The organism is Chryseobacterium sp. CP-77 (assembly GCF_036362765.1).
In the GTDB taxonomy this organism is placed as follows: Bacteria; Bacteroidota; Bacteroidia; order Flavobacteriales; family Weeksellaceae; genus Chryseobacterium; species Chryseobacterium cupriresistens.
The window spans coordinates 3,120,399-3,133,767 of sequence record NZ_CP143637.1; the positions used below are offsets into that span (position 1 = coordinate 3,120,399).

General features: G+C 37.6%; 9 protein-coding genes. 2 read left to right on the forward strand and 7 right to left on the reverse strand.

The window, feature by feature from the left end; all coding sequences use genetic code 11:
* Window positions 1-39 precede the first annotated feature (39 nt).
* From V0410_RS13875 to V0410_RS13895, 5 genes are all read right to left on the reverse strand, one after another.
* Window positions 40-969: a 2-hydroxyacid dehydrogenase gene (locus tag V0410_RS13875; protein ID WP_330744243.1), complete on the reverse strand. Its 930-nt coding sequence runs from the start codon at window positions 967-969 to the stop codon at window positions 40-42.
* 163 nt (window positions 970-1,132) lie between these two features.
* The gene (locus V0410_RS13880) at window positions 1,133-1,675 is read right to left on the reverse strand and encodes an acyl-CoA thioesterase (protein ID WP_002983813.1); all 543 of its coding nucleotides are present in this window, start codon (window positions 1,673-1,675) and stop codon (window positions 1,133-1,135) included.
* On the reverse strand, window positions 1,663-2,415 hold the full coding sequence (locus V0410_RS13885) for a hypothetical protein (protein WP_330744245.1): 753 nt from the start codon (window positions 2,413-2,415) through the stop codon (window positions 1,663-1,665). The genes V0410_RS13880 and V0410_RS13885 overlap by 13 nt, the downstream gene beginning before the upstream one ends.
* Window positions 2,416-2,591: 176 nt before the next feature.
* The gene (locus tag V0410_RS13890; RefSeq protein ID WP_330744247.1) at window positions 2,592-4,709 is read right to left on the reverse strand and encodes a TonB-dependent receptor; all 2,118 of its coding nucleotides are present in this window, start codon (window positions 4,707-4,709) and stop codon (window positions 2,592-2,594) included.
* A 355-nt stretch (window positions 4,710-5,064) separates the two neighbouring features.
* Window positions 5,065-5,835, reverse strand: a complete 771-nt coding sequence (locus V0410_RS13895; protein WP_330744248.1) for a WG repeat-containing protein — start codon at window positions 5,833-5,835, stop codon at window positions 5,065-5,067.
* A 287-nt stretch (window positions 5,836-6,122) separates the two neighbouring features.
* Between V0410_RS13895 and V0410_RS13900 the strand changes: the two genes are divergently transcribed.
* Complete coding sequence (locus V0410_RS13900; protein ID WP_330744251.1) at window positions 6,123-8,906, forward strand: bifunctional aconitate hydratase 2/2-methylisocitrate dehydratase; 2,784 nt, start codon at window positions 6,123-6,125, stop codon at window positions 8,904-8,906.
* Between the two features lie 316 nt (window positions 8,907-9,222).
* Entirely contained in the window at window positions 9,223-11,490 is a 2,268-nt protein-coding gene (locus tag V0410_RS13905; RefSeq protein ID WP_330744252.1) for an aconitate hydratase, read from the forward strand.
* 154 nt (window positions 11,491-11,644) lie between these two features.
* Here the strand turns inward: V0410_RS13905 and V0410_RS13910 are convergent, their stop codons facing one another.
* A complete protein-coding gene (locus V0410_RS13910) occupies window positions 11,645-12,319 on the reverse strand; it encodes a LytR/AlgR family response regulator transcription factor (RefSeq protein ID WP_330744254.1) in 675 nt (224 codons plus the stop codon).
* Window positions 12,312-13,331, reverse strand: a complete 1,020-nt coding sequence (locus V0410_RS13915) for a sensor histidine kinase (RefSeq protein ID WP_330744256.1) — start codon at window positions 13,329-13,331, stop codon at window positions 12,312-12,314. Before V0410_RS13915 ends, V0410_RS13910 begins: the two co-directional genes overlap by 8 nt.
* Window positions 13,332-13,369 lie beyond the last annotated feature (38 nt).

Consider the following 13,369-nt stretch of genomic DNA (forward strand, 5'->3'; position numbering starts at 1 on the left):
TTGTAAATCCGCTTTTTGTATTATATTTTTTTCAATTGCTTAACAATGTGAAGCTACAATCTTATCTACAATAAACTGAGCCAGTTTTTCTTTACTTTGATGGGTCCATCCGGCAATGTGGGGTGTGACAATGGCTTTCTCCGATTCAAGAAGATATTTCAGATCTTCATTTTCTGATTCAATGTTCTCGAAAGAAGACTTTTCATATTCCAGTACATCAAGACATGCACCTTTTACTTTTCCGGACTTCAATCCTTCTACTAAACTTTTAGTTTCCACGTTTTTTCCTCTTGCTGTATTGACAAAATAAAAATCGTTTTTCATCTCTGCAATGAAAGCTTCGTCAATAAGATAGTGGGTTTCTGAAGTTAAAGGAATATGCAGGCTTACGACCTCTGCAGACTGTTTCAGTTCTTCCAGTGAAACCTGTGTTGCATATTCATCTGAAAGATCAGGAAGAATATCGTGGAAAATCACCTTACATCCGAACCCTGAAAGTCTTTTTGCAGTAGCTTTTCCCATGTTACCATAGCCAATCAATCCCACTGTTTTTCCCAACAGTTCATCTCCTCTGTTTTCTTCACGTTTCCAGATCCCGTTTTTCACTTCCTGGGAAGCAATAAAAAGTCTGTTCATGATCACCAGAAGCATTCCCACAACGTGTTCGGCCACGGAATCTCTGTTTCCTTCAGGAGAATTGATCAATTGAATTCCCAGTTTTTCTGCAACAGGAATATCAATATTTTCCATTCCGGCCCCTACTCTTGCGATGAACTTCAGATTCTTCCCTTTCTCCAGAAAATTCCGGTCTAATGGAATACGGCTTCTGATGATAATTCCGTCGTAGTTCTCAATTTTATTGCAAACCTCATCATAAGACGATGTAAAATCCTCTTCCAGGATAAAATTCTTAGCCAAAAGCTGTTCAGTGATGAGAGGATGGTTTTTATCTAAAAGAAGTATTTTCATTTTTTATTAATGATTTTAGAGATAGGAACAGATTCCTAAATGATTACAATTTTATTCTACCGCAAAGTTCGCAAATTTCTGAAAAAACAAATGCTTTTAAGCTCGCAAAGGCGTTAGCACTCAGCAAAGTTTAAAAGCATTTTTATTGATAAAGTATATAAGCTTACTTTTTATCTTTCTTAGATTCCTGTGGTTCCTGGAATAGTTTTTTAAGCTCTACAGACTCCAAAGGTTTCATTCTTCCGGAAAGGATTAATGAAAGTTCTTTTCTACGAAATGCCGCTGCAAATCTTTCTTTCTCCTCATCTGTTTCAGGAATCATTTCCGGAATAGGAATCGGACGGTTGAATTCATCTACTGCAACGAAAGTATAAATCCCGGCATTCGTATGAACTTTCTTCTGGTTGATTGGATCATCCAACCATACATCTACATACACTTCCATGGAAGTAGAAAATGCTCTGGAAACTTTAGATTCCAGTACAACTACACCACCTTCCGGGATCGGATGGTTGAAAGATACGTGGTTTACTGAAGCTGTTACTACTCTTCTTTCGCAGTGTCTTGCTGCTGAAATAGACGCACAACGGTCCATTTTTGCTAAAAGCTCACCACCGAAAAGGTTTCTTAAAGAGTTGGTTTCGTTCGGAAGAACGATATTGGTCATAATGGTCAGAGATTCTGACGCTTTTTTTATTTTTGCCATCTAGTCTTAGTGTTGTTTGGGACAACCGGAGCAGATTGTTTTTCTTTTCCGGCGGGTTTTACTAATGAATCTTTTTTCAAAGAATCTGTAACGGGTGTTTCCGGAGTATGTACTTTCATCTTCACCGTATCTTTTACGATTCTATGGGTAGAGGTCTGTACTGAAACATTATTGAAAGATTTTTTTCCGAAAAGAAGTTCCTGCTGGGTAAACGCCAGGTATACAATTCCAAGAACCGGGATAATCAGAAGGAAAAGCCAAAGAATTGTTTTTTTGAATTTAAAATCCTTTTCACGATTCACTGAAGCATTTACTTTTTCCCCGTTATTGATATCTGAAAATCTGATTTCTTCCAATCCGTAAAAGTCCGGACGTCCGGATTCTATTCTTTTTCCCTTAAAATGGGTATGTCCTTCTTCAATGAAAACGGTTCCAAGATTCTGAATGTCAAGAACCTGTTCGGCCTGAAGTTTTTTCTTCCAAAAATCAGTCTGAATTTTAAGATCACTTCTTGAAGCTTCCAGAGACATCTGTTTTTGTTCTGCAATAAAAGCAGTAAGGTCTTCAGCCCGGACTTCATAGTCTATGGCAAATTCAATCTGACTGGCCGGAGGTAAGATACTTCCGTTTTCAGAATTGATAATTGCCTTAGAATTTTTCAGTGAAAACACCCCAAAGCCTGGAACTGTGGCAGTTCCAAATTGTTTTAAGTATTCTAAAATATATGCTGAAATATTCATTTGGCAGCAAATTTATAACTTTTTCGGGACTTTTTGTAATATTTAATGGATATAAAAAAGACTGCCGGAACAGTCTTTTGATTATTCTGTATTAAAACAGATATACTGTTATTTAAACTGCTTTTTTTAAGTTTAAAAATGGTAAATCTACTAAAAAGCAAACACCGATTTGTCAATTACTGAATTTTCCAGCTTACTCCAAACATAAAGTTCGTTCCTGCCTGTGAAAAATAATATGGCTGTCCTTCATAAACAGATCCATTGTTCACATATTTCTTATTGAACATGTTATTCACCAATAGCTTTAATGCAATTTCATTATTGGCAATTTTAAACTGGTACTGAGCATTGAAATCTGTCAGGAAATAATCTTTAAGCTGAAGATTGGCATCTGCGGTATTGTCCAGATATTGTTTTCCAACATACTGATTCATTAAAGCAAACTGGAAATTTTTTGTAGGATTGAATTTCAGTCCTAAATTGGCTATAACATTCGGGGAAAAAGAAATCTGGGTATTTCCAAGGCTCTTAGGCACATCTCCATTCTGAATATTAAAATCCTGGTTTCTGTTCTGGCTTAATGTTACGTTACCGGAAACCTCCCATTGTTTGGATAATTTTGCCAAAGCACCAATCTCAATACCTCTTCTGTAGCTCTTCCCTGAGTTTGTTCTGATAAATGCTCCTACGTTATTCAGTTCTCCGTTCAGAACCAACTGATTGACGTAATACATATAATAAACATTGGCCGTCAATGAAACAATTCCGAACTGTTTTTCAAAACCGGCTTCAATATCATGAAGCTTTTCTGCTTTTACATCATTATTGGCCATCAGGTCATCTCTGTTAGGTTCACGATGGGCGTGGGCGTAGGAAAGGAATATTTTACCTCCGTCAATTCTGTAATTTACTCCGGCTTTTGGATTAAAAAACAGCCAGTTTTTACTTAAATCTGCTCCTTCACCATCACCGGCCGTCAGAATCTTTGTGTTGTAATTGATTTTTCTGAGCTGCAAATCACCAAAGAATTCAAAATTATTCAATCTTAATAAAGCTTTTGCAAAACCAGACACCTCATTCTTTACAGAGCGGTTTCTGTAGTATTCACTTTCCTCAATCTGAGGAAAAAATACCCCTGTTACATTTCCATAGTGTCTTCCGTAATACTGATTGACCACAGCTCCAAAGTTCAGATCGAGATTTTCAAATTTCCCGTAAAGCGTTGAAACCATTCCGTAGAAATCGTTGTTCAGCCATTTTTTTCTGATAAAGTCTGAATATTTTACCGTTTGTCCTCCTTCTGTTATATTGGGAAGGTTATATCTTGAAAAAGGATCTCCCTGCTTGTAATTTTCGTAATATCCTTTTCCTTTTGTATAGTGAAATGTGGTTTCAAGATTCCAGCGGTCGCTGAATTTTTGTTCCCACAGCAACTGATAATGATTCTGTCTGTAGTTATCCGTTTCATTATCATAGAAACTTACAATATTCTCCCAACTGGCATCGTAAATAGCCCCTGAAATATTGAATTTGGGATCAGTCTCCCAGGTTTTACGATCAATCCCGTTCCATGCCTGATAGGTTTTCTCTTTTCCACCAAAAGCCATTAAACGTAATTTTGTATTTCCTTCTTCAAATAAAGCGGTGAAATTATAAGAATGTAAGCTGGATGAAGCCCTGTCGATATAGCCGTCGGAGTGAATATGGGTATATCTTCCCATCACAGAAAGTCGGTTTTTCCAGAATTTCCCTGAGCCAATTTCTGCTGAATATTTATAAGTATTAAATGATCCGTAGCTGTCATCCGTTTTAAAATAAAATTTCTCTTCAGGATCCTTAGAAAGTACGTTAATACTTGCTCCGAAGGCAGAAACCCCGTTATTGGAAGTTCCTACTCCTCTCTGAATGACAATCTGTGAGGCAGAACTTGTCAAATCCGGAACGTTGACAAAAAACGTTCCCTGGCTTTCAGAGTCGTTGTATGGAACACCATTCATCATCACATTGATGGCACTTCCCGAAACACCACGAATTCGGAAACCTGTATATCCTACCCCGTTTCCGGCATCTGACGTCGAAATAATGGAAGTTTGGTTTTTCAAAAGAATAGGAAGATCCTGTCCCAGATTCTTACTGTCCAGATCTTTCTGTACATTGATGATTTCCTTTGCTACCGGCAGCCTCTTGGTAAAGTTGACAGCTTCAATTTCCCTCACCTTTAGGGAATCTTTATTCTGAGCCTGTATAAAAGCTACTGAGGCTACACTAAGCCCTAAAAAAAATAATCCTTTCATTCTATAAATCTTTAACATTTAATGAATAAAAGGGGTTGAGCAATAATGTAACAATTTTATTAATTTAACAGTCTAGCAATTGGTATATTGTTATACTGTTTCATTGGTACATTTTCAATTCCCTAAACAGCATTACCTGTTCCAGGTTCATTGGGTATAATCTCAGCCTGTTAAAGCACCCCTTTATTTCAGTGGCAAAATTACAAAAAATATATGAATTGGAATTCGGGTTTCGAGATGCGGGATAGTGGGTTGCGAGGTGCGAGATGCGGGGTGTTAGGTTGCAGGTTACGTAATGGAAAAATACTACGAAAAATAGGAGTTATCAAATGAATCATTTATCATTTATCATTCTCTAGTAAGTTTTGTTGTTGGCATCGATATAATAGTAATTTGAGCCGTCTTTTGTCACCTCAAACATTTTACCCAGTTTCCAGCTGAAATTTCTTTTAATATTGGAATATTCAAACGGAATGATAATTTTATTATTAACGTCAATGATTCCGAATTTATCATTATTGGAGGCAACAATCATCGGATTCGCAACATCATCCCCCTCAAGAATAAAAAGATACTGATATTGTGGATAGATCTGATACTGTCTGTAGTCGGCCGCATTTACAAATTTTGATTTTTCAATAATTCCATAAAAACCATTGAGGATATACGCCTGGAATAGCTGTTGTTTATATTCTTCAAATTTACATTTTCCAAAATCGGTATCTTTGAATTGATAGACTCTCTTCCCGGACTGATCTATACGGTAAGAAATCATATTTTTCTCTACGGTTGCATAATCTTTTGTTCCAAATTTTCTCACTTTTTCATTGGGTGAATTCAGAAGATTACAGTCTTCATAAAAAAATACGGCAATATGATATTCCGGCTGGATAATAAATTTCCCGTTCTGATTGACATACCCGAACTGATCTCCTTTTTTCTTAGGAATCAAAACAGGAAGATCTTTATTGATCACTACCAGATCAGCATTAGGTTTGCTGGCTGAAGCTGCTTTTTTAAGCGTGGTTCTTGTTCCTTTTTTCACAGGAATTTTCTTCACAGATTTGGTCTGCGAGAAAACGAAAATCGAAATAAAAACACATAAAACATTCAGGATATTTTTCATATTCTCCATTTGATTACAAAAATACGACCAAAAATAGATATTATAAAATTCATATTTATAAAGAATCTAAATAATTTCGTTCTTATAAAATTGTAAAATTTCGTAATTTTGGGAACATTTTGAAATGTTTGATAATTTTAAAAAACTTTTGAAAAAGTGTGGATTATGCTGACTTTATTCGGTTAATGTTGCATCAAAATGCGAGAACTCAAAATGTCATTAATTGTATTTATACACACCGGTAAAGAAAAAGCTGACCTAGCTTTAATTTTGAAAGACCTTCTATTATGAGTATTTATAAGGATTACATCAAAGAGATTGAAGAAAGAAAAACCCAGGGGCTTCATCCAAAGCCAATTGATGGTGCTGAATTACTAAGCGAAATCATTGCACAAATTAAAGATTCAGATAATGCTGACCGATCGGACTCTCTTAAATTTTTCATTTATAACACACTACCCGGAACTACGAGTGCAGCGGGAGTAAAAGCAAAATTTTTAAAAGAAATTATTCTGGGTGAATCCGTAGTAGAAGAAATTTCCCCGGCATTTGCCTTTGAATTATTATCTCATATGAAAGGCGGACCTTCTATTGAGGTTCTGCTGGACCTTGCTTTAGGCAACGATGCAGCTATTGCTAAAGAAGCTGCCAACGTTCTTAAAACTCAGGTTTTCCTTTATGAAGCAGATACGAACCGTTTGAAAGAAGCATTCCACAGCGGTAACGAAATTGCAAAAGAAATCCTTGAAAGCTACGCAAAAGCTGAATTCTTCACTAAACTTCCTGAAGTTGCTGAAGAAATCAAAGTAGTTACTTATATTGCTGGTGAAGGAGATATTTCTACAGATTTACTTTCTCCGGGTAACCAGGCTCACTCAAGATCAGACCGTGAACTTCACGGTAAATGTATGATCACTCCTGAAGCTCAGGAAGAAATCAAAGCTTTACAGGCAAAGCATCCTGATGCAAGCGTTATGCTTATTGCTGAAAAAGGAACAATGGGTGTAGGATCATCCAGAATGTCAGGAGTAAACAACGTTGCTCTTTGGACAGGAAAACAGGCAAGCCCATACGTACCATTCGTCAACATTGCTCCTATTGTAGGAGGTACAAACGGTATTTCTCCGATCTTCCTTACCACAGTAGACGTTACCGGAGGTATTGGTATTGACCTGAAAAACTGGGTAAAGAAAGTAGATGAGAACGGAAACCCGGTTCGTAATGAAAACGGTGACATTGTTCTTGAAGAAGCTTACTCAGTAGCAACAGGAACTGTTTTAACGATTAATACAAAAGAAAAGAAATTATATAACGGCGATAAAGAACTGATCGATCTTACCAAATCTTTCACTCCGCAAAAGATGGAATTCATCAGAGCAGGAGGATCTTATGCAGTCGTATTTGGTAAAAAACTACAGACTTTTGCAGCTCAGCTTTTAGGTATTGAAGCGCCAACGGTTTTTGCTCCGTCAAAAGAAATCTCTCATGAAGGACAAGGACTTACGGCTGTAGAAAAGATTTTCAACAGAAATGCTGTTGGAACTACTCCGGGAAAAGTATTACACGCCGGTTCTGACGTTCGTGTACAGGTCAATATTGTTGGATCTCAGGACACAACAGGTTTGATGACCGCTCAGGAATTAGAATCAATGGCAGCAACTGTGATTTCTCCAATCGTAGATGGTGCTTACCAGTCGGGATGCCACACGGCTTCTGTTTGGGATAAAAAAGCTCAGGCTAACATTCCTAAGCTGATGAAATTCATGAACGAATTTGGTTTGATTACAGCCCGTGACCCGAAAGGTGAATACCACGCCATGACTGACGTTATCCACAAAGTTCTTAACGATATCACTGTAGACGAGTGGGCTATCATTATTGGTGGTGACTCTCACACCAGAATGTCTAAAGGAGTGGCTTTTGGAGCTGACTCAGGAACTGTAGCGCTTGCATTGGCTACCGGTGAAGCATCCATGCCGATCCCTGAATCTGTAAAAGTAACTTTCAAAGGTGAAATGAAGCCTCACATGGATTTCCGTGATGTGGTACATGCAACGCAGGCTCAGATGTTGAAGCAGTTTGGAGGAGAAAACGTATTCCAGGGTAGAATCATTGAGGTTCATATCGGAACACTTCCTGCTGACCAGGCATTTACCTTTACAGACTGGACTGCTGAAATGAAGGCAAAAGCTTCTATCAACATTTCTGAAGATAGCACTCTGATCGAATCACTGGAAATTGCAAAAGGCAGAATCCAGATCATGATCGACAAGGGAATGGATAATAACAATAAAGTTCTCCAGGGATTAATTGACAAAGCCAATAAGAGAATTGCAGAAATCAGATCAGGTGAAAAACCTGCTTTGACTCCTGATGCAAACGCTAAATATTATGCTGAAGTTGTTGTAGATCTTGATGTAATTGTTGAGCCAATGATTGCTGACCCGGATGTAAACAATGACGATGTATCTAAAAGATATACTCACGATACCATCAGAGATCTTTCTTACTATGGAGGTGAGAAAAAAGTAGACCTTGGTTTCGTAGGATCCTGTATGGTTCACAAAGGAGACCTTAAGATCGTTTCCCAGATGTTGAGAAACCTTGAAAAACAACAAGGAAAAGTAGAATTCAATGCTCCGCTTATAGTGGCTGCTCCTACTTATAATATCATTGATGAATTAAAAGCTGAAGGAGACTGGGAATTACTGGAAAAATATTCCGGTTTTGAATTTGATGACAACGCTCCAAAAGGAGAAGCCCGTACGGAATACAAAAACGTAATGTACCTAGAGCGCCCGGGATGTAACCTTTGTATGGGTAACCAGGAAAAAGCAGCTAAAGGAGATACTGTTTTAGCAACTTCTACCCGTCTTTTCCAGGGAAGAGTAGTTGAAGATTCTGAACGTAAAAAAGGAGAATCCCTGCTTGCTTCAACTCCGGTTGTTGTTCTTTCCGCAATCATCGGAAGAATTCCTAGCATCGATGAGTATAAAACGGCTGTTGAGGGAATTGACCTTACGACTTTCGTTCCTTCTATTAAAGAATTAACAAGTACAAGCGCTCACTAAGAGATTGATAATAAGTCGCAAGACTATTGAATAACTATATTATTGGAAGATTTTAGTCCTTAAGGATTTAAAATCTTCCAATTTTTTGTTTAGAACGTTTCTATTTTAAGATAATTACGTTTTTTTTTCGATAAAAGCCGGAAAATAAATTCTAATTTTTCTTAAATTGAAAGTTATAAAATCTATTGATTTTAGAATCAAAAATGCCCTGTTGATAGATTATAGGAACGTTTTTTGATGCATAGATAAATGATTTTTCTTTTTCAACATCTGAGAAAGAAGCATTAAAAGAACAAGAACAAAACTAAAATACGATATGACTTTTGATATTGATATGATCAAAAAGGTGTACGAACGTTACCCTGAAAGAATTGCAGCAGCAAGACAAATCGTGGGAAAACCTCTTACCCTCTCAGAAAAAATCCTTTACACCCACCTTTGGGAAGGAAATGCTACACAAGCGTATGAAAGAGGAAACTCTTATGTGGACTTTGCACCGGACAGAGTAGCGATGCAGGATGCTACCGCACAGATGGCACTTTTACAATTTATGCAGGCAGGAAAAGCTAAAGTAGCGGTTCCTTCTACTGCACATGCAGATCACCTTATCCAGGCTAAAGTAGGTGCTGATAAAGACTTACAGGAAGGGATCAACAAAAACTCCGAGGTATTCAACTTCTTAAGCTCTGTATGTGATAAATACGGAATCGGATTCTGGAAACCGGGAGCAGGTATTATACACCAGGTTGTTCTGGAAAACTATGCATTTCCCGGAGGAATGATGATTGGTACCGACTCGCATACGGTAAACGCCGGCGGACTGGGAATGGTAGCCATTGGTGTAGGAGGTGCTGATGCGGTAGACGTAATGGCAGGAATGGCCTGGGAGCTTAAAATGCCTAAACTTATCGGAGTAAAATTAACCGGTAAAATGAACGGATGGACCTCAGCAAAAGATGTCATCTTAAAAGTAGCAGGGATCCTTACGGTAAAAGGAGGTACAGGATGTATTGTAGAATATTTCGGTGAAGGTGCAGAATCTCTTTCCGCAACGGGTAAAGGAACGATCTGTAACATGGGTGCTGAAATCGGGGCTACCACTTCTACTTTCGGATATGATGATTCTATGAGAAGATATCTTTCCGCTACAGGAAGACAGGACGTAGTAGATGCCGCTGATAAAATTGCTGAACACTTAACGGGGGATGCTGAAGTATATGCTAACCCTGAACAATATTTCGATCAGTTAATAGAAATCAACCTTTCTGAACTGACGCCTCACTTAAACGGACCTTTCACTCCGGACTTAGCGACTCCTGTTGCTGAATTCAGAGCTAAAGCTGAAGCTAACGGATGGCCTTTGGAAGTTGAATGGGCTCTTATCGGTTCCTGTACCAACTCTTCTTATGAAGATTTATCAAGAGCGGCTTCAATTGTTGAAGATGCCGTTTCAAAAGGAGTAAAACCTAAAGCTATCCTGGGAATCAACCCTGGTTCTGAACAGGTGAAATTCACTGCGGAAAGAGATGGTTTCTTAGATTCTTTCAGAAAATTCGAAAACGCAAGAATCTTTACCAACGCTTGCGGACCATGTATTGGACAATGGGACAGAGAAGGAGCAGAAAAAGGAGAGAAAAACTCTATTATCCACTCTTTCAACAGAAACTTTGCCAAAAGAGCTGACGGTAACCCGAATACCCATGCTTTTGTAGCTTCTCCGGAAATGGTTGCTGCAGTTGCAATATCAGGCAGACTTGACTTCAATCCAATTACAGATACTTTAACTAACGAAGCTGGCGAGCAGGTAAAACTTGATGAGCCTAAAGGGTATGAACTTCCTTCAAAAGGTTTTGCAGTAGATGACAATGGATATCAGGCGCCATCAGAAGATGGATCTAAAGTTGTTGTTAACGTAAGCCCAACTTCAGACAGGCTTCAGTTACTGGAAGAATTCCCGGCCTGGGATGGTAAAAACATTACCGGAGCCAGAGTATTGATCAAAGCTTTCGGAAAATGTACTACCGACCACATTTCTATGGCTGGACCATGGCTGAAATACAGAGGTCACTTAGATAATATTTCAAACAACATGTTGATCGGGGCGGTAAATGCTTACAACATGGAAACCAATAAAGTTAAAAACGAATTAACCGGTGAATACGGTGAAGTGCCGGCTGTACAGAGAGCTTACAAAGCTGCCGGGATCCCGACAATTGTTGTGGGAGACCAGAACTATGGTGAAGGTTCTTCAAGAGAGCATGCTGCCATGGAGCCGAGACATTTAGGAGTAAAAGCCGTATTGGTAAAATCATTCGCGAGAATCCACGAAACCAACCTTAAAAAACAAGGAATGCTTGGAATTACTTTCGCTAATGAGGCAGACTATGACAAGATTCTTGAAGACGATGTTGTTAATTTCTTAGATCTTGATCAGTTCGCTCCGGGAAAACAACTTACTTTAGAGTTCATTCATACTGACGGAACTAAAGATATCATCATGGCAAACCACACTTATAACGATCAGCAAATTGATTGGTTTAAGGCAGGTTCTGCTCTGAACCTGATCAAACAACAGGAAAAATAAGATTAATTGTTAGATTAATTAATATAAGACGGCTTCAAATGAAGCCGTCTTTTTATTTTAAATGTCTTTAAATTTTCCTTTGCTGAACTTCGTGGTATATATTTCAAACCTTACAGGTTTTAAAAACCTGTAAGGTTTGGCTCTCATATGTATATTATGATATTCTATCAAGAAGACCTGCTCTATAGCTTTCTCCAATAGGAATCTCATATTCAGAAAGAATCACTTTTTTAGCCCCAATACTTTTCACTTTATCCAGATTGACAATGAAAGATTTATGAATTCTTACAAATTTTTCAGGAAGCTGGCTTTCCATTGATTTAAGAGTATCCAGAACGATAAACTCATCATTTTCCGTCCGGATATTAATATAGTCCTTGATACTTTCAACGTAAAGAATCTCGTGAAAGCCTATGCGATGTTTTTGTCCCGATGACTTCACAAAGAAATGGGTATTTTCTTCCTGAAAAGAAAAACGCTCCTGAGCCTTTAAAACACTTTTTTGAAATCTTTCAAAAGAAACAGGTTTCAGAAGGTAATCCACGACATTATGCTCATAGCCTTCCAGTGCATATTCAGAATAGGCTGTTGTTAAAATATATTTCTGATGGGTTCCTACAATTTTCATAAAATTGATTCCCGTAAGCTCCGGCATCTGAATATCGAGAAAGATAAGATCTGAATCATTTTTCTGAAGGTATTCAAGGGCGTGAATCGGATTTTCTGTGGAAAAAACCAGTTCAAGAAAAGGAATTTTTTCCACATAATGTTCAAGAAGTGAGATGGCCAGCGGCTCATCATCCACGATAATGCATTTTAACTTATTCATCCCTTAAATCAATTTTTAAATCTACAATAAATTCCGTTTCCGAATCTTTGATCTCAAGCTGGTGTTTGGGATACAGAATTTCCAGTCTTTTTTTCACATTTTGAATTCCTATTCCTGAAACAGTATCTTTTATTTTCTGTGTTTTAAAATTTAAAAGATAAAAATGCAGAACTTTATGATGATCTGAGATTTTCATTTCAAAACCTTTATCACGGAAATCCCCATGTTTAAAGGCATTTTCCACGAAAGGAACCAACAGCATCGGAGAAATTTTAAGGTGAGGATGCTGAATATTTTTCTCTATGATTAACAGTTCGGGATTTCTGATCCTGAGTTTCTCCAGTGCAATAAGACTATCAATATATCCGATTTCTTTATCAAGCGAAATGGAATCTTTTTCAAGGTCTTTCGTGCTGTACCTCAGCAGCTGCCCCAGTTCTTCAATAGCCGGAAGCGCCTTATCCGATTTCTGATAAACCAGCGAGTAGATATTATTTAATGAATTAAAAATAAAATGAGGATTGATCTGGGTTTTCAGAGCCTGAAGTTCAGCCTGTTTCTTTTCGATCAGAAGCTGCTTTTTATCATTTTCAGCCACTCCATATTTCTCCAGAATCCATAGAATCCCGGCAATGAAAGTAGTCAGAGAGCTATTATATATATTATCAAAAAGATAGTAGAGAAGTCCTGTATTTTCATCATAATTGCGAAAGCCAAGAGTAGAAGGCAGAATAATTTCTTCCAAAGCATATCTCATTCCTGCAAAACATAACAGGGTCAGCATAAAAACAAAAACTGCCGAATACAGTTTCTCAAGTTTAAAAACTTTTGGGAAAATAAAGAAATAGGATATATAAAATGTCACAATTTTCACAATAAAAAATGTAACCCTCAGAATGTGTATTTCCCGACGGTTAGTTTCCGGAACAAAAAAATTAGGAGTAATGACAGTTCCTATGAAATTGAAGCTCCAGTAAATAATTTGAAGCCAGATAATTTGCTTTTTATTCATAATCAAATATAAATCTCTAAAGGCATAATTCGTTAATT